This window comes from Hymenobacter tibetensis (assembly GCF_022827545.1).
Classification (GTDB): Bacteria; Bacteroidota; Bacteroidia; order Cytophagales; family Hymenobacteraceae; genus Hymenobacter; species Hymenobacter tibetensis.
In genome coordinates this window covers 74,197-96,328 of record NZ_CP094671.1, presented here as the reverse complement: position 1 = coordinate 96,328, position 22,132 = coordinate 74,197, and the positions used below count along the sequence as shown (strand labels likewise).

The window sequence follows — 22,132 nt, the reverse complement described above, 5'->3', positions numbered from 1 at the left end:
TACCTCCCTGTTGCCTGTTCTGCCCTCGTGGTTTCACAATGCGTCTAGGCGGCCTCGGGCATGGTAGCGATTAGCTTACCCAACTGCTGGATAGCCACTGGCCCATAGCCTTGGGATTCGAGCGCCTCGTACACCTGCATGCACCCCAGTAGCTCCTGCATAAGCTGCCCTTCTGCTTCCTCATTTCCTTCCGGAGACAAGATGAGCGTGGCCCAGTGCGACAGGCCCTGCGGGGATTGCGAGCTGCGTTCAATCATGGCCACGAGCTCTTTCAAGAGCTGTTGATAATGTGCAAGCAGGTGCTGCAGCGGCAGCATCCACTTCTGCGCGCCTTCAGCGGTAGCGATCAGGGGCTGTTGCTGGATTAGTGCATAGCAGAGTCGCAGCGCCTTGCGCAGTTGATTGAGCACGCGCCAGACGGCCGTCCATAGGTGGTTGGTGATCTTGCTTTGCTCGAACAAGAGCTCCAACTGTTGGCTGTGTTGCTTGACGGCCAAGGCGGCAGAGCCCGTGTAGTTGGCAAAGTACCACACAGTCCGTTGGTCCAGTTCATGGTCCGCAGCGAGGGTACGCCAGCTATACCGCTGTTCTTGGGCTTCCACCCGCGAAAACCATGCTTCGGCCAGCGGTGGCCCTACTTGCTCCAGCAGTAATTGTAACACTACTTGAGCCGACTGTGCAAACCGCAAGGAGGCGAGTACCTGGGGTGACTGATCGGCCGCGATGGCCAACTGTTCCAAGCCATCAATGATCCCCGCAAGCAACGTTTCTCGGGCCTGCGGTGAGGGGTGTCCAACTTTGTTTTCGTCTAAGCAAGCGCGTAAAATTCGGAAGACGGGGAGCTCGGCATAAATATCTTCGGGATTTTCCGGGTGGGTATAGATGCCTCCCAGCAGGCTAAGCAGTATGCTGAGCGGAAAGGGCTGCACAATTAGGCGGTCCAGCAATTTGTCTCGTTTGCGGTGGCTCCCCAACAACTTGGCCAGCACCCCACCCCAAGCGGGCTCGGCTAACTCGTGACGGGCTATAGCCCCTAAGAGCTGGGCTATTTCGTGATCTGGATCACAGGCAACCACGTGAAGCAGCCACGGCGTTATATTCAACTGGGCGACAAATAAAGTCACAGAGGTAAGCACGAGTTCCGTGTCCGTTGGCCGGGATACCGGTACGACTGGGGCCGTAAAAACGAGCTGCGGCGGCTGGTTATCTTCCGCAAGTAAGGAGTTATCTTTTAAGACGAGGGACGCTCCATACGCTTGCAAAACACGGTTCAAGTCGAGTATCTGAGCCCTTGGCTTTGGTACGTCAGGGACGGGTGCAATCAATAGTTGGGCCAGTAAGCGATCCGTAAAGCCCGGATAAGTAGGCTCCAAGAGTTGGTAGGCTTTGCGGGCATAACCAGCTACCACTACCTCTAGGTGCTCTCCGGTAAAGTCATGGAATTGCGTGACCGCTTTCTCTGGGGTAAACCCGTTTAAGTCAACACGCTCGGCATCGCATAGCACCCATTGGCCAATGGACCGATCCAAGGCAAAACCGTTGATCCCGCCCGGGCGTACCAAGGCTCCAGCGAAGTTGAACAAGGCGAGCGTATCCCCGAAGAGATAAAGCCAATCCAATGACGCGGGAATATCCAGTTCGCCTAGATAAATGCTAGGCAAAGAATCATCCTGGGACATGAGTTAAAGTTTGAGAACCAAGTAATTAGGCGGCGCATTTACCAACAAGCCCTGTGCGACTCGTTGGGGGACTCTATCGGGCTAACCAGTATTAAATATACTGTAATATTCAACTATACTTTAGTACTTACAGCAGTCGCGGTATTCTGCTCTTCCGGGGTAACAAGAGGTGTTTGCCGGTGCGAGTGCATCTAGGGTAACAACCACGCTCCACCCGGTGCCGGGTGGAGCGTACTATTTTCTACAGAGCGGCCTATCAACTTCTTCCCGGAAACAGGCATTCGCTTGTGCTCGTTAGGCCACTTCACTTAAAAGAGCAAATGGGTGCAGTTGAGTTCGTAGAGTTCCAGCCAGGAAATCATCTGGATCTGCTGGGTGCGCTTGTGGATAGTGAACCCAGGGGCACCGTTGTCGTTGAATGGTCTGCTAGAGGAATGATAGTGCAAGTTGGCATACCAACAGCCCGGGCAAACTACTTTTGCCGTAGCTGGCCGTCGTTATCGGGTTATCCTGAATATGCTCTGCTCTTGCATTAGAACAGTTTTAAATGTGAAAACAGTCGACTTATTTAAAGACAAGACATTCCATGTAGTACTGTAAATTCTCTCTGGTAATAACATCCAAGGGCAAATATTTGGTGGGTTTATTCTTTTTGTGAAAAACCAGGTGATCAGCCAGAGCATGAATACCCCAGTACCCTTGGCCTTTGGGATTTTGGTTTATCAGGAACTGTATGCTACCTGTTTCCAGACAACGAAGGTTGCTTTCTATCAGGTCGTACCCAATAAGATTGATCTTAGGTCCGGGATTCTGCTGTAAATAGTCCGCCACCACATACGCCTTGGAAGTGGTAACGAAAATGCCAGTCAATCCTGGGGTGCTTTCAAACATTTCCCTGAGCTGCTCGGTAACGGGGGCAGGGGAAGAAGGTTGAAAAGATAGTGCTTGTATTGGGTAGCGATTTACTAGATTATTCCGAGTGAAATAGTCCCTGAATCCTTGCTCCCTGTGCAACAAGTGAGAAGAACTCTGGCTGCTTTCCCCGATATGAGCCACGACCATGCTGCCCGCCTCCTGGTTGCCAAAGTGCAGGATTTTTCCGGCCAGAAGACCGCTTTGATAAGAGTCTTGGCCTATGTACACAAGGGGCTCGAAATCGGGTATTTGCGTGTGGAAGAGGACGAAGGGAATACCGGCTCGTTTCCACTTCTTGAAATAGCTTAAAGAATGCTGGGGAAAAATGGGAGCAACTAGAATGCCGTCATATTCAGAGGAGGATACCTGCTGCGCCAGTGCGGAGAAGGAATTATGATTGAAAGGATCGAAAGTGAACTGAGTGATGATCACCCCGTAGTGGGCTAACTCGGCTCCTGCTTTCTCTACGCCATCTTGTGGTGCTTGCCAATAGGCATCTACAGCCGGGTCAGGAATAAGGGCCGCGATGCGATAGGTTTTATCAGTGGCTAGCGCGCGAGCCGAAAGATTGGGCTTGTAATCAAGGTCTTTCGTGATTTTGAGAATACGCAAACGCACCTCATCTGCTACCCTTCCTCGGCTATGGAGCACCCGGTCCACAGTGCCCACTGAAACCTGTGCTTGCAGGGCAATATCCTTGATTCTCGCGGCTCTATCCACTTTCTCCTTGCTTGACCAATACTTAATATTTCAACCGTAACGGTACACTACTCCTGGCCTCAGAGGAAGAGGTGAATCCATTTAACAGGAAACCTTCTTCTCCGCAGAAGAGCAGCTATGTCCGGCCTTTTTGTGCGTTGTTTTGCACCTTTTGCGAATCCACGGCTGCTTCGAGAATCGATAGCCGTGTTTCCTGGTTTAACTGCAACCTTGAAATTAAGCCAGCCTTACGGGCTCGTGCGGGGCAAGCTGAATGTACAGCACGCCTTTTTCGACTGGGCTATTTGCTGATAACGTTGGTCGTCCCGCCCCCGGCCAACGTCAGGGTAACGGGCGCATTGGTTTGCCAAGCGCCAGCGGTGAAATCCGGTACATCGATTGAGTTAGAGCGATTGGCTACCGACCACTCACTGAGCGGCCCCACTGAACTCCACGAAGCCGCATCGTACACGTCCTGATCTAGGGGCAAGCCATTGCGCAGGCAATCAATCAAACGCCAGTCCATCATAAAATCCATGCCCCCGTGGCCCCCAATCGTTTTGGCCATCTCCCCGATTCGCTTTACAATATCTGGGGTATACTGTGCCTCTAGCTTTGTAAGCTCTTCTTCTGAAACCCAGCTATGCCCGGCCGCTATTTTTTTAACCGGGTATTTGCTGGCACAGCCCTTAGTGCCGCTCACTAGGTGAATCCTGGAATAAGGCCGGGGCGTGGTTACGTCATGCTGAACCATCATGGTCTTGCCTTTCTTGGTGCAAATCGTGGTGGTGTTCATGTTGCCGCGGTAGGTGTCGCGAGCAAATTGGCTGTAGAAGGAATCTGTAGCGGCGCGCCTTTTAACTTCTTCGAACATCTGAAAGTCCTTGGTTTGCACCGACGTGAGATAATCCATGGCGTCGCCCCGGTTCACATTCAACAGCTGGCAGATAGGACCCAGGCCGTGCGTAGGATAGAGATTGCCGTTACGGGTCATGTTCTCTTTCAGGCGCCACATGTCTTGGTAGCCTTTCGCTTTGTCGAGGTTCAAATCCAGCAAACCGTGGATGTAAGCGCCCTCCGCGTGTACAATCTCCCCGAAGTAGCCTTGGCGGGCCATGTTCAAGGTTAAGAGCTCAAAGAAGTCGTAGCAGCAGTTCTCCAGCATCATACAATGCTTTTTGGTGCGCTCCGACGTCTCCACCAATTGCCAGCACTGTTCGATAGTCGTGGCGGCTGGAACCTCTACGGCGGCATGCTTGCCGTGTTCCATGGCGTACAGCGCCTGCGGAGCGTGCAAACTCCAGGGAGTGGTTATGTAAACTAGATCAATATCATCTCGATCAAACATGGCCTTCCAGGAGTCGGGCTTGCCGGAATAAAGCACGGGGTCGTGGGCCGTTCCCTGCTCTTTGAGGGCCTGCTTCACCTTCTCGGCCCGCTCGGGGACAAGGTCGCAGAGCGCTTTGATTTCCACGCCTTCAATGCAGCTCAAGCGGGAAACTGCCCCGGGACCCCGCATGCCCAAGCCCACGCACGCTATCCTTACTTTATCTAGCCTGGGGGCGCTATACCCGCTCATGTTGAAGCGTTGTGTGTACTTGCGCTTAACCTGGTTTGCTACCTGGGCTACCCGGGGTTGCTGTTCGGTCGTGGCGCAGCCAGCAAGCAGGCCGGAACCCGCAAAACCTAGGCCGGCCACCCCGGAAATCTTCAAAAAGTCTCTGCGATTCTGGTTCATTGTCGGTTTGCGCAACTTATGGGTTTGGATTCGTGCGTTGGGGTAGCTCAGTCGGTGGCAATCATTGAGCAAGGGGATGGCTTGGTGGGCGGAAGGCATATGACAAGGCAGCTCCAAGGCAGAGAAGCCTTGGCAAGAGGCCAGCAAGACAAGTTCCCCAAGCCGTTAGGAGGCGGCCCTGGCCGTGTGCTGCCGTTATGCTTCGGTGCAGGGTCAAGCAAACTGCAACTCCCCAAAGAATTCCGGTCGGTGAAAATCGGGTTGTTGCGCTTGAATTGCATTCCAGGCTAGGTAATGAGGAATAGGCAACTCCTCCCCGCCCTTGTAGAAGTTGGCCCGGGCCCGCAGACCTTCGAAAGTTGAAAGGTGGTGCGCAGAAAAGATAGCCGCGGGTATAGCCAGGGTCAATTCCCAAGTTGCTTGACCGTCAACGGTCAAAGAAGCCCAGGTCTTTATCCTCTCTACCGTACTTCCGGGCAGCAGCCGACGTTTGTGGCGGTTTTCGCCAAAACCCACTAAGCCGGTTCCCAGGCAGTTGAATTCCAGGTTATAATAAGTTGCCTCATTGTTGAAGGCAATAAACAGCTCCACGCAACTGTCTTTGTACACTGGCCCATTTGTTTGCCGGTATTTAGCCTGAATTTGCGGCTCTTGGACGTAGAATTTCAAGTAGATGCAGTTATGAGCATATCCCATGGCAAACGCTACCACTGGTTTAATACCGTCACTAAACCAAAGCATTTCACGAAGGGGATGGCGTGGAAGCGCATCCAGGGTGTGAGTGAGGGCGGCAAAAGTTTGTACTTTTGACGGCTCCGAAATAGCCTGAATGTGTAGGGTCTTCATAGATTCACTTCTGGAGCGCTCGGGAATGGCAGGCAGCGGCTATCTCTTGAATCAGATTTTGCAGGAGTTGCTGTTTTTCCTCTAGTTTTTGCACCAACCGGAACTGCGCCCGGGCCCGTTGCAGGTTATGATCTTGGAATCCTATTTTGTAGTAGTGGTCTCCGTCCAGGTAATCGGTTAAGAAACGCAACCCCATCAGGAACGGCAGCAGCGTAACACCTAGGATGAGCGTGTTTAACTCGTTGTTAGTCAAAAACTTGTTGGTTTCCTGCAAATACCCTGTGGTGAAGCCTTCGAAGAGCTCTACGTTCACGCTGATCTTGTTCAAGTCCTTTTCGTCTTCTGCAGCAGCATTCACGATGGTGCGGACAGCATCCCCAAAGTCGTAGGCTACCAAACCAGGCATAACGGTATCCAAATCAATCACGCATTGCGCCCTGTCTGCTGCGTCGAGCAGCACGTTGTTGAACTTGGTATCATTGTGCGTGATTCGGACAGGGAGTTGCTGCTGCTGCCCCAGGTGCAGGAGGCGACTCATGGACGTCGCTCGTTCGCGTACAAAGGCTATTTCTTCTGCTACGCACCTGACTCTACCTACGGCGTCTGTGTTTAAAGCCGTCTGAAAGAGCAGCAGTCTGCTTTGGACGTTGTGAAAAGCCGGAATAGTCTCGTGCAGTAGATCTACCGGCAGCCCCGTTAATAGTGCCTGGAATCGCCCATAAGCCCGGCCGCCCTCGTAGGCTTGCTGCCTGGTGCGCACCAAGTCATAACTGCGGGTGTTTTCCAGAAAGAGGTAAAGCCGCCAGAAATTTCCTTGGTGGTCCTGAAAGAAGTGTTGGTCTTGGTACGTGGATATTAGCGTGAGCACCTCTTTTTCCGGGTCGGCACCGGGCTCCGTCGCCAGGATGTGTTTGAGGTGGCTGGTGACCAAGTGAATGTTTGCCATCACCGCCGGCACATCTTTGAACACGTGGTGATTGACGCGTTGCAGCAAGTAGTTTGGAGAGGTTGCGGCCTGGGTTTCCACGTAAAACGTGTCGTGGATGTGCCCGGAACCGAAAGGCATTACTTTTTCCACTTTTCCCTGCACGCGGAAGGAGGGCAAAACGTCTGTCAATACCTGAACGAGAGGGAGCGATGCGTTCATAAAATAGGATTGAAAGCCGTAAACAAGGGGTTGGGATATGCGCTTTCATGCACCAGGCGCTGGATGTTTTGCACTACCGCTGGTTTGTCGGCGGGGTAGGTGACACCAAACCATTTCTCCGGGGTTTCCAGCACCTTTACCCGCGCCCGGTTAGCTTTCACCATCTTGTCTATTACTAATGGCAGGTAAAACTCGGCGTTGGGGTCAGTCCCACTGGTGCGTAGGAATTCCTTTAGCTCTTGATCGACGTGAGAAAAAAAAGCGGGCTTGAGCGCTAATAGGTTCATGGAAACCAACTCCTGGCCCGTTAGCATTCTGGGCGCAGCGTCGGGATTCAAGACTGCTATTCCATCATCAGTTCGCACAATGTGAGGTTGTTCCGTCAAGGACTGCAAATACCCTTGGGGGTTCGTTTGGCACTCGCCTCTTGATACGGCCCCGTGCTCGGAGAGCGTGTTCTCTAGTTTAAACCCCACCAAGCCGTAGTCCGTCTCTGCAGGAGTATCCCTGAGAAAATCAGCTGCTAGCTTAAAGGACTGGAAGCCGTAGAAATCGTCACCGTTTACGACGGCAAAAGGTTCGTTGATTGCAGCGGCGGCCACCCACACGGCATGTCCGGTGCCCCATGGTTTGCTCCGGTTCACTGGCACCAGATAGGTTGGGGGCAGCAAATCCAACTCTTGGTTGAGGGTGACAACTTCAAGATTGGCGGGAAGGCGGCGCAGGATTGCTTGAAATTCCGCCTGCATCGACGCTCTGATGACAAATACTATTTTCCCGAATCCTGCTCGCCTGGCATCGTATACCGAGTAGTCGATGATGGTCTCCCCGTTGGGGCCGAAGCTATCCAGTTGCTTTAAGCTCCCATAGCGAGTAGCCATACCAGCGGCCAAGACCAACAAAGTGGGTTTAGTAAGCATGAGTTAAGAGTAAGTGAAACGCGTTGTGTTGACCACGCGCTTTGCAAGCGAAAATGGAATGCCAGCCGCTAAAGAATTAGCAGTGGTCTGCGCCTACAGAAATCGTGCGTTACTTCGTTGCTATTATGGCCTTGGCAAGGGCACTAGCGTTGCCCGTCGCCGGGCCAGGCTGACAGACAGCTAAGTCCATAGCCTAGCAAGGGATTTGAGCCGGTTTAGGTTGTCCTTCTACCAGCTTCGAGTCTATGGTTACATGATAGAATGCCTGTTGGTGGTCTGAACTGCGGCTTTTCTGGCGAAGCAGATCCAACAGAATTTCAGTGGCTTTCTGCCCTTGCTGCAGGGGAAATTGCTCCACCGAGGCTGAGGGAGTGTGGTCCATGTAAGCAACTAGGGGCAGGTTGGCATAACTGACAAACTCCACGGTGTTGCAGATGTCTAACTGCAGACATTTGGCGTGATGAAGCGCGTAAATCCAGATGTAGTCGTTGAAGGTGACAATGGCCGAGACATTCCTTTTGTTGGCGAGCAGCAATTCCAGGGCCGATTGGGTGCCCTTCTCACTCAGGTCGCACTCCACGACAAGTGATGGGTCATATTTGAGCTTGCTCTTCATCATCGCCTTGATGTATCCCTCCCGCCTTTCACTGCTGGCGCACAGGGTGGCGGGGCCGTTGATCATGCCTATCGTGCGGTGACCTTTCTTCAGAAGGTAATTTACCGCCTCCGTAGTGCCTTTTATCAGATCACAGGCCACGTAATGGATATTGGGCAAAGGTGGAATCCGATCAAAAAACACAACCGGTATATTGCTCTGACGCAATCGGTCGAAATGCTCGAAAGAGGAAGTTGTCTTCGCCACCGATACCAACAGCCCATCCACCCGGTGGTGCCGCATTTTCTCTACTACCTGTTTTTCCTTCAACTCATCATCGTGCGACTGCGCCAGCAAAACCGTGTAATTCTGTTTGTAGGCTGCTTCTTCAATAGCCGTGATGGCCGAAGAAAAAAAAGCCTCTGATAACTCCGGCAGGATCACCCCAATGGTGAACGTCTTGCCTTTCTGAAAGGAAACGGCGGTCTGATTGGGCTCATAGTGCAAGTCCGCAGCCAATTTTTTCACTTTCTGCACCGTGGCGCTCCCAATGCTGGGGTGATCGTTCAGCGCCCGGGAAACCGTGGAAATGGAGATTCCCAGCAGGTTGGCAAGTTCCTTAAGAGTGGTTGGCTTGGGTAACATCTGAGAAGAAAAGGATGTCTACTAAATCTAGCAGGACAGTTGAAGACGCAAGGCAATTTTCTAGTACATGAAACTCAGTTCTAAACCGGAAGCTCCGCAGAGCTTGCGGGAATGCCCTTTAGAAAAGTGGAAGGAACTAGGTACCCTATGCCGTCCTTATTCCTTAGTGTTGTATCTACTGGAGAACCAAGAATGAAAAGCAAATACAATGCGTGTTCGTAAACACCATAATTAAATCTGGTTTAAATGTAATAGTTATTCCTGCTTGCCAATCTCTCGCAACTCCGATTTCATGACGCAAACGTTTGAGTTTGCTTTTCCCCTCTGGTCCCCTTGCAGCACCTCTATCTGTCTTGTGCACTGCACCGCATAGCTGCCTGCCCTAACTGGCTGCTGAGGACAGCCCTTGGGACGCTAAAGGGCTCAGTTTTCTGCTGACAACAAGTTTTCCCAAGTACACATTCTTGCCAGGAGAGTATGAAAGAAGAATTGGTTTATAACCTATCCCGTGCTTTAGCTAGGTAGTGCAGATTGTATTTAATGCATTAACCAATTCACTTTCAGAATTTTATATTCTGTTTAAGTATCATTATGAAACCTAGACAAGCGTTTGCGTTGAGTTAGTGTGACTGTAATGAGATCCTTTCCCTTCAACGTATGATTGGAACTCTTACAGACATTAGTGAAAAGAATACTCTACATGTTAGATGGGCAACAGCAAGAATTATTCACACCATTTTGTCATGTTTGCTTGACTTATAGTAAGGCTAACATTACTTTTATGAAAAAAAGCTCTTATGGAAAACAAACTCTTGCTTCCTACAGGATTTAAAGTGCCAGGCTTGTGGATGTTGCTAATAGGCCCTCTAGGAGTATGCATTGCTACTTCAGGAGGACTTATCAATGTTTATCGAGTCATCGAGCCAACTAAAGCTTGGGCAGACGGGTCGTATCCTTACCCCTCAGAGTTCTGGCAGGCCAACACTTTATTGGCGTATGTTTCATTAGGAATTACTGTCTGCGGCTTCATGTTCTTCTTTTTCTCTAAAGAAAAGGATGAGTTTATTTATCGTGTACGACTTGAATCATTGCAGTTTGCTTCCACAATACAGATAATTCTAACTTTTCTTGCTTGCATTTATTTCTTATTCGCCGAGGGTGTAGCAATCGAAAGCATGATACCTAGTTCAGTAACATTAAGCGCAGGAGGTTTTTGGATATTATATATTTTACGTTACAGCTATATTGTATTTTTCAAAAGTAAATTGAATTCAGAAAAACAATTAAGCAAATAGCGTGAAAAATACCATTCGAGTAGAACGAGCTATTTCGAACATAACACAAGCGCAATTAGGCGAGCAAGTTGGCGTATCCCGCCAAGCTATCAATACTATCGAAAATGGCAAGTACATCCCCTCAACTACCCTAGCCATCAAAATAGCCAAGTTCTTTAATAAAAAAGTTGAAGATATATTCATAATAGAAGTAGGAGACTAAAATGCTATGATACAAACTTCTTCTTAAGACTTGTTTTGACAGTTATAAACACTGAAAAAAATTAATAGAAACTTTGCTAGCTTTCTAAAAACGCTAATTATGAGATTGAGGCACTGCTTTTTATTTTAAAGTGGCTGTATCTTTATTAAAATTAATTGGCAAATATGTTAAGTGAGAGGCTCAGAATTGTTTTACAAATGAAACTGAACACATCTTACACTTTAAATAAAATTGTTTTCTAAAATTTCGTCAGAAATCTAGTTTCTCATTCCCAATGGGGAGCTAGATTTCATCTAATATGTGGTCCTAAGATAAAATAGCCACGCCCCTATTCTCATTGCTGCAAAATGGTTCCTGTCTTGCACGTCTTCCTTGTGACACTGAAAACCGTTTTGCTTAGCCTTACCCGCCTCAAATAGTTGCCGCGCCACGCTGCACTGTTTGCCGGTAGTACAACGGCGCCATACCAGTAATTTGCTTGAAGTATTTATTGAAGCTTGAAAACTGGTTGAATCCACTTTCATAGCACACCTGGGCGATGCTTAACGATCCGCCGTGCAAAAGCTGGCAAGCGTGACGCACCCGCAGCTCCAGCAAAAACCGGGAGTAGGACTTACGGGTATGGGCCTTAAAATAACGGCAAAACGAATGAACGCTTAAGTTGGCCACGGCCGCTATGTCAGTTAGCGGAACAGCTTGCTGAAAATGAGCGAGTGAGTACGCATAAATTCGGTTGATGCGCTCGGTATCGGCTTCGTTACCCGGAGCGGAATGGGGGCTGGAAGCCAGCAATTCCACCTCCTCGGCGGCAACCAGCGTCAGAATTCGGAGCAGCAGCACTAGGCGGGCCACGCCGGTGGCGGTCAACAGCCGCGCCAGGAGACGCCGAACGGCGTCGCGAACCGGACCGTGCAGCCGGATTCCCCGCCGCGCCTGCTCCAGCAGGTAACTCAACGCCCGGCTTTCGGGCAGGTCCAGCAGGGCCGTGCCCCAGAAGTCGGGCAGGAAGTGCACCACCGTGGCTTGGGCCTGCAATCCCGACTGTGACGCAAAATACTCGGCGTCACAGCGCCAGTAGTGCGGCAGGTTGGCCCCTATTAGCAGCACATCACCCGGCGCAAAGCGTTGAATACTGTCACCCACGAATTGCGTGCCGTGGCCCTGCTGAATGTGAACCAGCTCAACTTCGGCATGGTAATGCCAGCGGTTATAGAAGTGCGGCACCACGTCTTGCCGAATACTGAATGAACATTCGGAGGGCAGCGAAATTTTCAGGAGCTGCGGCTTCATACCGTTGGATTGGCTGATTTGCGGGAAAGTAGACCGCTGAACAGCCAAGATAGTGGTAAAAGTGGCCAACAGTCCTTCATTTCCCTTGTAGCCACCGCCGTTATTTTGAACTCTCATCTGTTCCTGGGTTCCAGGGCCAGTTTGATTGCTTGGCTTTTCTCTCTGCTCCGGTTACGGTTCAGGCCATGTCAGGCAGTTCAATGGTTCCTGCTGGTGGCCAGGTTAAATCCAGTGGTTGCTCCACCAGCGCGTTGTTCGCTTCCTCCTTTTCATTCCCCACTCTGGTCCCTGCCATGAGCTCGCCCCCAATGACCGAGATACCGCCCTTACATACCTACCTCCAGATTCATCCAGATGACAATGTGCTGGTCGCGTTGCGGGACCTGCCGGCGGGCACTACGCTGCTGCATCAGGGCCAAGCCATTACGTTACCGAAGCCCGTGCAAGCCAAGCACAAAGTCACGACCGAGGCGCTGGCCATTGGGGAGCCGGTGCGCATGTACGGGGTGCGGGTAGGCAAGGCCACCAAGCCTATTGCCCTGGGCGAAGTCATTACGACCACCAATGTGTTGCACGAGGCAGAAGCCTACGGCTTGCATAGCCGCCAAGCCTGGACTTGGCAGCCGCCGGACGTAAGCGCCTGGCAAACTACCACGTTTCAAGGCTACCCTCGTACGGATGGCAGCGTGGGTACGCGCAACTACTGGCTGGTGGTGCCGCTGGTATTTTGCGAAAACCGCAACATCCGCATGCTGCAGGATGCCTTCGAGCAGGCCCTGGGTTACGGCAAAACGGACCGCTACCGCCAGCAGGTGCAACAATTAGTCGACAGCTACCGCGCCGGCCATCTGGATAAGGTGGACTTAATTGCGGACGCTGAGTTGCCGATCGACCGCTCCCTCTTGTTTCCCAACGTCGATGGCATCAAGTTTCTAACCCACGAGATGGGCTGCGGAGGCACTGCTGCCGACGCGCAGCGGTTGTGTGATCTGCTGGCGGGCTTTATCACCAATGCCAACGTAGGGGGCGTGACAGTGCTGAGTTTAGGCTGCCAGAAATCGCAGTTAAGCATGTTGCAAGCGGCTATTACGGCCCGCTCGCCCACTTTCGACCGACCGGTATTGTACTTCAACCATCAAACTTACGGCACTGAAACCGAGCTGCTGACGGCGGCCATCAAGCAAACTTTTCAGGGGCTGGTGCAGCTTAACCTGCAAACCCGCCAGCCCGTCCCCCTAGCCAAGCTGAACATCGGCTTAAAATGCGGCGGCTCCGACGGTTTTTCGGGAATTTCGGCCAACCCGGCCGTAGGGCACTTGTCGGATGTGCTGGTTACGCTGGGTGGTACTACGCTGCTGGCTGAATTCCCGGAGCTGTGCGGGGTGGAGCAGGAGCTGATCAACCGCTGCACCGAGGAACGGGATGCGCAGCGATTCGTGCAACTACTGGAAAGTTACGCGGCGCAGGCCGCGGCCGTGGGGGCTGGCTTCGACATGAACCCGTCGCCGGGCAACATCAAAGATGGCCTCATTACGGATGCCATCAAGTCGGCAGGAGCCGCCAAAAAGGGTGGCTACGCACCCATAGCCGGAGTGCTCGACTACACCGAAAAAGCGGTGCGCCCCGGCCTGCACCTGCTCTGCACCCCCGGCAACGACGTGCTGGCCACCACGGGGATGGCCGCCTCGGGAGCCACCCTCATTCTTTTTACGACAGGCCTGGGCACGCCCACGGGCAACCCTATCACCCCCACGGTGAAGATTGCAACCAACACGCGCTTGGCTACGCGGATGCCGGACCTTATAGATTTTGATGCCGGCCCCATCGTGGCGGGCGGTGAAACCATTGCCGAAAACGGGGAGCGTCTCTTGCACTGGTTGGTAGGGCTGGCTTCGGGCCGCTACCAAACCAAGGCCGAATTGCTCGGGCAAGATGATTTCATTCCCTGGCAGCGCGACGTCAATCTGTAACCACGCGCTGGCGCGCCGCCAGTGCGGGCACCATATCCGCTCACTCATTCCCACCCATATGTTTTCCTTAGCAACTAAAACGGCCGTTGTCACCGGCGGCGGCAGCGGCATTGGCCGGGCTATTGCGCAAGTATTCGCCCGGCAGGGGGCCGTGGTCCACATCTTAGAGCACGACGAGGCCGCTGGTCAGGCGACAGTGGCCACCATCATCGCGGCCGGGGGCACGGCGCACGTCCACGCCGCCGATGTAAGTGAACGGGCCGAAGTGCTGGCCGCTTTTCAGCACATTGGGCCGTTGGATATATTGGTTAACAATGCCGGCATTGCCCACGTGGGCAACGTAGAAAGCACGGCGGAAGCTGATTTCGAGCGCGTGTACCGGGTGAACGTACGCGGTGTTTACAACTGCCTGTTTGCTGCTATTCCGCTGCTCAAAGCTAAGGGCGGCGGAGCCATTGTGAACATGGCGTCCATCGCGGCCCACGTGGGCATCACCAATCGGTTTGCATACTCCATGAGCAAAGGCGCGGTGCACGCCATGACGCTGTCGGTGGCTCGGGACTATCTGGCCGACGGTATTCGCTGCAACAGCATCTCGCCGGCGCGGGTGCATACCCCGTTCGTCGACGGCTTCCTGGCCCGCGCCTACGCCGGGCAGGAAGAAGAGATGTTCGCGCAGCTGGCCCGTAGCCAACCGATTGGCCGCATGGGTACCCCGGACGAAGTGGCTGCCTTGGCCTTGTACCTCTGCTCGGCGGAGGCCGGCTTCGTGACGGGTTGCGACTACCCCTTGGATGGGGGCTTTATTACCCTGAACAACTAACCCCTCGCTCCTACTCCCCTTCCTATGAAACTCCTCCGCTACGGCCCGCCGGGCCACGAACAGCCCGGCATTTTGCTTGGCACGCAAGCCTATGGTCTTCCCACGTTTGGGCACGACTACGACGAAGCATTTTTTGCCAACGACGGCCTGGCTTGTCTTGCCGATTTCGTGCAAGCCAACGCGAATACCTTGCCTCTGCTGGCCCCGCACGAGCGGCTGGGGCCACCCGTGGCTCGGCCCTCAAAAATCATCTGCATTGGACTCAATTATGCTGATCATGCCCGCGAAACCAACGCTACTCCCCCTACCGAGCCCATTATCTTTCTGAAGTCCACCACCGCGTTGGTTGGCCCGAACGACGCCATTGTTATTCCCCGCAACTCGGTGAAAACCGATTGGGAAGTGGAACTGGCCGTGGTGATTGGCAAAAAGGCCTCGTACGTGACGGAGGCCGAGGCGCCCGCCTACATTGCCGGTTATACCCTGCACAATGACGTGTCGGAGCGCGAATTTCAGCTGGAGCGCGGCGGCACCTGGGACAAGGGCAAGGGCTGCGACACTTTCGCCCCCCTGGGCCCCTGGCTGGTCACGCCCGACGAGCTGGGCGATGTCAACGATCTGCGCTTGTGGCTGAAAGTGAACGGACAGCTTATGCAGGACGGCACCACGGCCAACCTTATTTTCCGGGTTCCTTTTCTGATTTCCTACATCAGCCAGTTCATGACCCTGCTGCCGGGCGACATCATCTCCACAGGCACGCCGGCCGGAGTGGGTTTGGGTTTCAACCCGCCCGTGTACTTGAAGTCCGGGGATGCGGTGGAACTAGGTATTGACGGCTTGGGTAGCGCCCGGCAAGCGGTGCAGGCATACGCGGCAAGCTAGCGCCTGCGTAACGGAACGACTATGGATTTGCAGCTCACCAACCAAGTAATTATCGTCACGGGGGGAGCCCGGGGCATCGGGGCGGGCATCTGCCGGGTGCTAGCCGCCGAGGGGGCCATCCCGGTGATTGTGGGCCGGGATGCCGCTGACAATGCCCGCACCGTGGCTGCCTTGGAAGCGGAAGGATACCAGGCTGGGCAGGTTGTGACCGAGCTATCGGACCCACAAGCTTGCCAGCAAGCAGTACAAACAGTTATCAGCCAGTTTGGGCGCATCGAGGGCCTGGTGAATAATGCCGGCGTAAACGATGGCGTAGGTTTGGAACACGGCGATTACCTACGGTTTATGCACAGCCTGCACCAGAGCATGGTACACTACTACCTGATGGCGCACCACGCCCTACCTGAACTGAAAAAATCGGGTGGTGCCATCGTCAACATCACCTCTAAAACTGCTGAAACCGGCCAGGGCAATACCTCGGCCTACGCCGCCGCCAACGGCGCTCGCAACGCTCTCACCCGCGAATGGGCCGTGGAGCTGCTCAAGTACGGCATTCGGGTGAACGCCGTGGTAGTGGCCGAGTGCTGGACGCCACAATACGAAACCTGGATCGAGACCCTGCCCCACCCCGCGCAAGCGTTGCAAGAGATTATGGCCCGTATCCCGCTCGGTGGCCGGATGACGACCGCCGAGGAAATTGGCAGCACGGTGGCATTCCTGCTGTCGGCGCGCGCCAGCCACACCACCGGCCAATTAGTGCACGTGGACGGCGGCTACGTGCACCTCGACCGAGCGCTAGCAAACGCGAACTAATCCGTGGCTGTGGCACAGGCAGTGCCTTCTTGTACTACCACCAAAACTGGCCAGATACCTGGCTTTCACGCCACTGGTATTTATGTAGGACTGCCTTCCCTTCCTTCTTGATTTCCTCGCTCTACCCTTCTTTATCCCATCCATGACTGCTGCCCGTACCACCACGTTTGCCGTGGGACTTATCACCTGCTTGTTTTTTCTTTGGGGCTTTGCGCTGAACCTGAACCCGATTTTGATTCCGCACCTCAAGAAAGCTTGCCAACTCACGGATGCGCAGTCAGCGCTGATCGATTCAGCTTCTTACCTGGCTTATTTCCTGCTGGCCTTGCCCGCTGGGCAATTTATAAAGCGCTACGGCTACAAGGGTGGCATGCTACTGGGGCTAGGGCTGTTTGCGGGAGGCGCACTGTTGTTTTATCCGGCGGCGGCTATGCGCTCCTACTCCTTTTTTCTGGGCGCGCTGTTTATAATTGCCAGTGGCCTCACGTTTTTGGAAACGGCCGCCAACCCGTACATCATCGGCCTGGGCAACCCTGGTGAGGCCACCCAGCGGTTGAATTTTGCGCAGTCGTTTAACGGCTTAGCGGCTACGCTGGCTCCATTACTAGGTGGCATGTTCATCCTCTCCGGTCGAAGCCTAACGGCCGTGCAGCAAGCGGCTATGGCGCCCGCTACCTTCGCCGCCTACCTCAATCACGAGGCCGCCGCCGTGCAGGGTCCCTATCTGCTCATTGGCGGGGGAGTACTGCTAGTAGCCCTGCTCCTGTGGCGCACCCCGCTGCCCGCTCTCAACGAGGAAGCAACTTCTACCCGCACCAACACCAGACTATGGCAGCACTCAAATTTGGTATTTGGAGTGGTGGCGCAGTTTTTTTACGTGGGAGCGCAAGTGTGCGTAAGCAGTTTCTTTATTCGCTTTGCGGGCAATGTGGCCGGCATGGGCGAAAAACTGGCGGCCCAATATCTGGCCGGGGCACTGTTCGGGTTTATGGCGGGGCGTTTTATTGGCACGGTGCTGATGCGCTACATAGCTCCCCCCAAGTTGCTGGCGCTTTACTGTTCACTCAATGTGGGGCTGCTGCTGCTGGCGGTGTCGCTCCACGGCCCCGGCGCGGTGTATGCACTGATGGCGGTGGAGTTTTTCATGTCCATCATGTTTCCAACCATCTTTTCGCTCAGTATCCGGGGACTGGGCGGCCACACCAAGGATGGGTCGGCCCTGCTCATCATGGCTATTGTAGGCGGGGCGGTGTTGCCGGTGGTGATGGGCCGCGTGTCCGACGCCAGCACCATGCAGATGGCTTACTTGGTGCCAGCAAGCTGCTTCCTGGTGGTGCTAGGCTTTGCACTCCGCAACAACCAGGTTAAAAAACTGGAGCTGGCAACCGCGCACTGATAGGGTTGCCGCGGAAACTTTAGCCGGCGCAGCCGTGCGTAGCCATTGTGTTGGGCTGGTACTGCTACCTCTAATTCCGCCACCACCCAAGCGGGTGTTTGGCTTCAGCGGTACGATACAAATTCCAGTTTCTAGCAGCAGCCCGACCTTTCTGTAGGTCGGGTGCTCACCGCCGCAAGCAAGTGAAGCTACTTTCGGTTAGCGAGGTACTGGCATCCGACCCGCTGCTAGGCGGTTACCGGCTATATGAAGCAGCAAAAAGGCCCCGCTTATGCGGGGCCTTTCACGTAAAGAGGCTGCGCTACGTTGCAGCATCCCGCCTATCTCCTAGACCTGCCAACACCTAGCTTGGGGTAGAAGGTAGCGTAGAGTAAGCCCTGGTTATTGCTTGTTCAAATAGAAATCATCGCCGTACACGGTACCGGTGGCGGGCTTGTAATAATACACCGTAGCCGACGTATTGCTCGCCCCGGTGGTAAAGGTAACCGAAGCCTGCTGGTAGCTGGTGCCGGTGATTTGACTGTCTACCGGCGTTCCACCATATCCTTTTACGCCCAGTATGGCACTTGTGCCAGCGGCCGCTACCTTCCCAAAGCCCCCAAATGTGTACGTCGTGTTAGGAAGCAATCCGGTTACGGTCTGCTCCAGCGTGGTGGTTCCTCCTTGCAGCGCAATGGCTTTAGCCCCGGTTCGGGCATTGGTGGTTACTACCGAAGTTGTTGGTCCAGCCACCCACGGTGCAAGCGTAGCCGACTCCAGACCGGGGTTAACCAGTTCTTCTTGCTTGTATACTCGTACCCAGTCCACCTGCATGTTGAACGGCAGGTCGGCATTAGTAATCGGACCAGGCCACCCGGCTCCGCCAGCCTGGTTCAGGATTAGGTAGAAGGGCTTGTCGAACGGCCACTGCGCGGAGGTGGCCCCAGCGGCTTTGGAGTAAGTATACGTGAGAACATTGTTCACGTAAAACTCAATAGCCGAAGGGGTCCAGACCATGCCATACAGGTTATAGTCGGTGGAATTATACGCGGTGGCACGAGATGCCGTGCTCCCTCCCCCGGGGCCGGTTACGGCGCCATTATGAATGGTGTTATAAATAACGTTTTCGTAGTTGACGTGCTCCATAATGTCAATCTCCCCGCTGTTGGGCCAGCCGCCATACGAAGACGTTTCCGGCATCATCCAGATGGCTGGCCAGGACCCCTGCCCTTTCTTGAACTTGGCCCGGACTTCCACTTTTCCGTACCGCAAATTGAATTTGGTAGCCGTTTGCACGCCGCCAGAATGGTACGGCACATTGTCGCCGCTGATAACGGCATTGTCCATTTTCAGCACCAGGTTAGCGCCATCCTGGGAAACGTAGTTAGGGGAAGAGGTAAGGTATTTGTTCCAGGCCGAGGTTTGCCGGGGGCAATACACCCATTTGCTGGCGTCAAAACCGCCAGTAGAATTGAATTCGTCGGCAAACACCAGTCGCCAGGCACCTGTAACGGCATCAGCAGTGGTAGCAGTGGTTGGTGGCGTTGGCTGATCATTGATCGATGGTTCCATCTCTGGTTTCGAACAAGCGAACAGCAAAGACGAACAGGCAATCATTAAATTTCTTTTACTCATGATAGTGGGGTTTGGGAGTGGATATTTGATTGAAAGGCACTAGTACTTGTCTTAAGTGAACTTTTGGGACGACCCCGCCCGCCGATCGGAAATCGATTGCACAGACAGGGAGTCGACCGCCCTAATCCAGCGTGTATATGCGTTCTACCAGCTGCCATTTTTCCGCCGCCGTGCTCTCGGTTGCAGAAACTTGGAATTGCGAGACGTAGGCTTCCCATTCCGCTTGGTAGGGCATGGTTGCCAGGGTTGCCATTGCCTGATCATGATTGAAATCCACTACGGTATCCATGATCATGAAAAGTTGACGGCCCGTCAGGTAGATTTCCATCTTTAACACCCCCACTTCGCGCAACCCTTGGTTGATAACCGGCCACACAACATCGGGTGCGTGGGCTTGCTTGTACTGCTCGATCAGCACTGCATCATCTTGTAGGGTCAGCGTCTTGCAATACCTTTTGAATTGCGGTGGGTAACTAGCCTCAGGGTATTCCATACTGGTAGAAGGGGATAAGTGGAAGTAATGAAACCGGCTTGTTAGTCGTCATTTGTTTCCGCAACGAGCGGCTTAAAGCGCCGCTCGTTTTCACCAAGGAGAGGCCTCAAAACACAACCATTGGAACTCATCACCATGTGGCCCATACCGTTAGGAAGCGTCTAGGCCCATGCGTTCAGGGAGGCAGGTAACAGCGGAGGCGCAGGCGTCACCCCCGCTGCCTTGGCTACTACAGCCTCACGTCGTCTATTATTGGCTTATCGATGGTTTTTAAGCTTTTCTGGGGAGCATCGTTCAGTTGTTCCAGTATCACCACTTCGTTCTGGCCCTGGCGCAGCCAGCTGCCGGGCAGGTACAGCGTTTGCTGCGGCCCGATGCGCCAGAAGCGGCCGAGGCTCTGGCCGTTCACGAACACGAGGCCCTTGCCCCAGCCCCGCATATCCAGAAATACGTCGCCGGGCTTCTCCACCTTAAAGGTGCCGCTGTAGAGCGTCGGCTGGCCCGCGGGGCTTTTGCCGGCTCGGTAAGCGCTTAGGTTCGGTACTTGCTCGAAAGGCATGCGGTACATTTCCCAATTGCCCGTAACGGGGGCGTCGTTGAGCAGCACGGGCTCAATGATGCCTTTGGTGTTCTGCACGATTAGCGCGCCGTAGTTGATGCGGCCCATGTTTTCTACTAGCAGCTCCAGCGTGGCTCCTGCCGGTACGTCCACGGCTAGCGTGTAGGTGTTTTTCTGGCGGCTTAGCTCGCCCACGCGCCGTCCGTTCACATACACGGTGGCAAAGTCGCGCAGGCCCTTCACCTGTAGGTTGCCCTTGGCTGCCTGCCTGAACTTGCGGCTATACAGCACGTAGCCGTGGCCCTGGCCCAGCGCCTCAAACGTAAGCGGCGTGTCGTTGCGCACCGGCTTCACGTCGCGCTTCAGGTCAAACAGGCTGACGGCTTTGCTGATGGCAATGGGGGGTAGTGACAGCACGGGCAACGGAGCGGGCACGGCCGGCACCGGGTACTTTACGTGCTTGAGCATCAGCTCCCGCAGGGCCTTGTACTTGGGGGTAGCCCACCCGGCCTCGCTGATGGGGGCGTCGTAGTCGTAGCTGGTGATATCGGGCTGGATGTCGTGGTTTTTGTCGTAGTTGGCCCCCGCCGTGAAACCGAAGTTGGTGCCGCCGTGCACCATGTAGAAGTTGAAGTTCACCCCGTTTTGCAGGTAGGTTGCCACTTGCTTTACCACCTTCTCCGTGGTGACGCGGACGAATGGCTCACCCCAGTGGTCAAGCCAGCCAGGGTAGTATTCGGCCACCATGTAGGGGCCTTTGTTGTCGTGGAATTGGTTTACCGACTGACGCAGGCGCGCGACATCGTCTTCGCCGTTGGCCGTGGGCAACGCCCCCGGCGTGCTACCGCCATTGAACAGATTAGAGGCATCCGACGTGAAGAATGGCCCCTCGAAGCCCACGTCTGCCAGTTGCTTCCGGATGGCCGCATTGTACTGCTGGTGTTCGGCCAGCGGAATATCAGGCCGCTGCAACACGTACGAGCCGAATTCATTCTCCACCTGGGTGAGGATAATGGGGCCGCCCTGGCGTACCTGGAGGCTACGCACCTGTTCCGCCAGTTTGCCCAGATATACCCGGCAGGAATCCAGGAACGGCTTGTTGTTCGCCCGGATTACCAAGTCTTTGTTTTGCTGCAACCACCACGGATAGCCGCCAAACTCCCACTCGGCGCAGGTGTAGGGGCCGGGCCGCAATATCACGAACATGCCCTCCTGCTGCGCCGTGCGCACGAACTCGGCCAGGTTGCGGTTGCCGGTGCTGAAGTCCCACACGCCCGGCGATGGGTGGTGGTAGTTCCAGAACACGTAGGTAGCGACGGTGTTGAGGCCCATGGCCTTCATCATCTGCAAGCGGTGGCGCCAGTACGGGCGCGGCACCCGGGCGTAGTGCATCTCACCCGAATATATCGGCGTGGGCTGCCCGTCATACTTGAACTGCCCGTCCTGGATTTCGAAAGTGTGTTTCTGCTGTGCTGGTGCCGAAAGGCCGGCCGCTAGTAGTGCCCCTAGCAGGCACCAGGTGCGCGTTAATTTCAACATGCGGAAGGGTACGTCGTGAACAAAAAATTTTGAAGAAATGGCTAGCCCCACCACTGATAGCAGGGCTAGGCG

Annotated in this window: 18 protein-coding genes; 7 read left to right on the top strand and 11 right to left on the bottom strand. The window is 54.3% G+C overall.

The window, feature by feature from the left end:
• Positions 1 to 44: 44 nt before the first annotated feature.
• From MTX78_RS23885 to MTX78_RS23855, 7 genes are all read right to left on the bottom strand, one after another.
• The gene (locus tag MTX78_RS23885) at positions 45 to 1,679 is read right to left on the bottom strand and encodes a hypothetical protein (protein WP_243803147.1); all 1,635 of its coding nucleotides are present in this window, start codon (positions 1,677 to 1,679) and stop codon (positions 45 to 47) included.
• Between the two features lie 564 nt (positions 1,680 to 2,243).
• Positions 2,244 to 3,314 carry a LacI family DNA-binding transcriptional regulator gene (locus MTX78_RS23880; RefSeq protein WP_243803145.1) on the bottom strand — a complete coding sequence of 357 codons (1,071 nt, stop codon included), beginning with the start codon at positions 3,312 to 3,314 and terminating at the stop codon, positions 2,244 to 2,246.
• 280 nt (positions 3,315 to 3,594) lie between these two features.
• Positions 3,595 to 5,031 (bottom strand): Gfo/Idh/MocA family oxidoreductase, encoded by a 1,437-nt coding sequence (locus tag MTX78_RS23875; protein ID WP_243803269.1) that lies wholly within the window; start codon positions 5,029 to 5,031, stop codon positions 3,595 to 3,597.
• A 213-nt stretch (positions 5,032 to 5,244) separates the two neighbouring features.
• Complete coding sequence (locus tag MTX78_RS23870; protein WP_262924455.1) at positions 5,245 to 5,877, bottom strand: carbohydrate-binding family 9-like protein; 633 nt, start codon at positions 5,875 to 5,877, stop codon at positions 5,245 to 5,247.
• A 4-nt stretch (positions 5,878 to 5,881) separates the two neighbouring features.
• Entirely contained in the window at positions 5,882 to 7,024 is a 1,143-nt protein-coding gene (locus tag MTX78_RS23865) for a phosphotransferase enzyme family protein (protein ID WP_243803143.1), read from the bottom strand.
• Entirely contained in the window at positions 7,021 to 7,944 is a 924-nt protein-coding gene (locus MTX78_RS23860) for a nucleotidyltransferase family protein (RefSeq protein WP_243803142.1), read from the bottom strand. Before MTX78_RS23860 ends, MTX78_RS23865 begins: the two co-directional genes overlap by 4 nt.
• 193 nt (positions 7,945 to 8,137) lie before the next feature.
• A complete protein-coding gene (locus MTX78_RS23855; RefSeq protein WP_243803141.1) occupies positions 8,138 to 9,184 on the bottom strand; it encodes a LacI family DNA-binding transcriptional regulator in 1,047 nt (348 codons plus the stop codon).
• A 797-nt stretch (positions 9,185 to 9,981) separates the two neighbouring features.
• On the opposite strand from MTX78_RS23855, the gene MTX78_RS23850 reads away from it, so the two are divergent.
• A complete protein-coding gene (locus tag MTX78_RS23850) occupies positions 9,982 to 10,479 on the top strand; it encodes a hypothetical protein (protein WP_243803139.1) in 498 nt (165 codons plus the stop codon).
• A gap of 1 nt (position 10,480) precedes the next feature.
• Positions 10,481 to 10,681 (top strand): helix-turn-helix transcriptional regulator, encoded by a 201-nt coding sequence (locus tag MTX78_RS23845; RefSeq protein WP_243803138.1) that lies wholly within the window; start codon positions 10,481 to 10,483, stop codon positions 10,679 to 10,681.
• Between the two features lie 411 nt (positions 10,682 to 11,092).
• On the opposite strand, the gene MTX78_RS23840 is transcribed toward MTX78_RS23845, so the two are convergent.
• The gene (locus MTX78_RS23840; protein ID WP_317258950.1) at positions 11,093 to 12,088 is read right to left on the bottom strand and encodes an AraC family transcriptional regulator; all 996 of its coding nucleotides are present in this window, start codon (positions 12,086 to 12,088) and stop codon (positions 11,093 to 11,095) included.
• 176 nt (positions 12,089 to 12,264) lie between these two features.
• On the opposite strand from MTX78_RS23840, the gene MTX78_RS23835 reads away from it, so the two are divergent.
• The 5 genes from MTX78_RS23835 to fucP all read left to right on the top strand — a co-directional run bounded on the left by MTX78_RS23835 (position 12,265) and on the right by fucP (position 17,855).
• Positions 12,265 to 13,941: a UxaA family hydrolase gene (locus MTX78_RS23835; protein WP_243803137.1), complete on the top strand. Its 1,677-nt coding sequence runs from the start codon at positions 12,265 to 12,267 to the stop codon at positions 13,939 to 13,941.
• A 58-nt stretch (positions 13,942 to 13,999) separates the two neighbouring features.
• Positions 14,000 to 14,764 carry an SDR family NAD(P)-dependent oxidoreductase gene (locus MTX78_RS23830; RefSeq protein WP_243803136.1) on the top strand — a complete coding sequence of 255 codons (765 nt, stop codon included), beginning with the start codon at positions 14,000 to 14,002 and terminating at the stop codon, positions 14,762 to 14,764.
• A 24-nt stretch (positions 14,765 to 14,788) separates the two neighbouring features.
• Positions 14,789 to 15,646, top strand: a complete 858-nt coding sequence (locus MTX78_RS23825; RefSeq protein WP_243803134.1) for a fumarylacetoacetate hydrolase family protein — start codon at positions 14,789 to 14,791, stop codon at positions 15,644 to 15,646.
• Positions 15,647 to 15,667: 21 nt separating this feature from the next.
• Positions 15,668 to 16,459, top strand: coding sequence for an L-fucose dehydrogenase (locus tag MTX78_RS23820; protein ID WP_243803133.1), 792 nt, complete (start codon positions 15,668 to 15,670; stop codon positions 16,457 to 16,459).
• Positions 16,460 to 16,601: 142 nt separating this feature from the next.
• Positions 16,602 to 17,855 carry an L-fucose:H+ symporter permease gene (gene fucP, locus MTX78_RS23815; RefSeq protein ID WP_243803132.1) on the top strand — a complete coding sequence of 418 codons (1,254 nt, stop codon included), beginning with the start codon at positions 16,602 to 16,604 and terminating at the stop codon, positions 17,853 to 17,855.
• Between the two features lie 381 nt (positions 17,856 to 18,236).
• On the opposite strand, the gene MTX78_RS23810 is transcribed toward fucP, so the two are convergent.
• The 3 genes from MTX78_RS23810 to MTX78_RS23800 form a co-directional block, all read right to left on the bottom strand.
• A complete protein-coding gene (locus MTX78_RS23810; protein WP_243803130.1) occupies positions 18,237 to 19,406 on the bottom strand; it encodes a family 16 glycosylhydrolase in 1,170 nt (389 codons plus the stop codon).
• A gap of 184 nt (positions 19,407 to 19,590) precedes the next feature.
• Positions 19,591 to 19,962: an L-rhamnose mutarotase gene (locus tag MTX78_RS23805; protein ID WP_243803129.1), complete on the bottom strand. Its 372-nt coding sequence runs from the start codon at positions 19,960 to 19,962 to the stop codon at positions 19,591 to 19,593.
• Positions 19,963 to 20,191: 229 nt separating this feature from the next.
• A complete protein-coding gene (locus MTX78_RS23800; RefSeq protein ID WP_243803128.1) occupies positions 20,192 to 22,060 on the bottom strand; it encodes a beta-galactosidase in 1,869 nt (622 codons plus the stop codon).
• Positions 22,061 to 22,132: the final 72 nt, after the last annotated feature.

Excerpts from the sequence above, each read along its gene's own strand:
- MTX78_RS23860 (WP_243803142.1), bottom strand. The coding sequence starts at position 7,944 with ATGCTTACTAAACCCACTTTGTTGGTCTTGGCCGCTGGTATGGCTACT.
- MTX78_RS23800 (WP_243803128.1), bottom strand. The coding sequence starts at position 22,060 with ATGTTGAAATTAACGCGCACCTGGTGCCTGCTAGGGGCACTACTAGCG.
- MTX78_RS23875 (WP_243803269.1), bottom strand. The coding sequence starts at position 5,031 with ATGAACCAGAATCGCAGAGACTTTTTGAAGATTTCCGGGGTGGCCGGC.
- MTX78_RS23870 (WP_262924455.1), bottom strand. The coding sequence starts at position 5,877 with ATGAAGACCCTACACATTCAGGCTATTTCGGAGCCGTCAAAAGTACAA.
- MTX78_RS23840 (WP_317258950.1), bottom strand. The coding sequence starts at position 12,088 with ATGAGAGTTCAAAATAACGGCGGTGGCTACAAGGGAAATGAAGGACTG.
- MTX78_RS23805 (WP_243803129.1), bottom strand. The coding sequence starts at position 19,962 with ATGGAATACCCTGAGGCTAGTTACCCACCGCAATTCAAAAGGTATTGC.
- MTX78_RS23810 (WP_243803130.1), bottom strand. The coding sequence starts at position 19,406 with ATGGAACCATCGATCAATGATCAGCCAACGCCACCAACCACTGCTACC.
- MTX78_RS23885 (WP_243803147.1), bottom strand. The coding sequence starts at position 1,679 with ATGTCCCAGGATGATTCTTTGCCTAGCATTTATCTAGGCGAACTGGAT.
- MTX78_RS23865 (WP_243803143.1), bottom strand. The coding sequence starts at position 7,024 with ATGAACGCATCGCTCCCTCTCGTTCAGGTATTGACAGACGTTTTGCCC.
- MTX78_RS23850 (WP_243803139.1), top strand. The coding sequence starts at position 9,982 with ATGGAAAACAAACTCTTGCTTCCTACAGGATTTAAAGTGCCAGGCTTG.
- MTX78_RS23820 (WP_243803133.1), top strand. The coding sequence starts at position 15,668 with ATGGATTTGCAGCTCACCAACCAAGTAATTATCGTCACGGGGGGAGCC.
- MTX78_RS23835 (WP_243803137.1), top strand. The coding sequence starts at position 12,265 with ATGAGCTCGCCCCCAATGACCGAGATACCGCCCTTACATACCTACCTC.
- MTX78_RS23825 (WP_243803134.1), top strand. The coding sequence starts at position 14,789 with ATGAAACTCCTCCGCTACGGCCCGCCGGGCCACGAACAGCCCGGCATT.
- MTX78_RS23830 (WP_243803136.1), top strand. The coding sequence starts at position 14,000 with ATGTTTTCCTTAGCAACTAAAACGGCCGTTGTCACCGGCGGCGGCAGC.
- MTX78_RS23855 (WP_243803141.1), bottom strand. The coding sequence starts at position 9,184 with ATGTTACCCAAGCCAACCACTCTTAAGGAACTTGCCAACCTGCTGGGA.
- fucP (WP_243803132.1), top strand. The coding sequence starts at position 16,602 with ATGACTGCTGCCCGTACCACCACGTTTGCCGTGGGACTTATCACCTGC.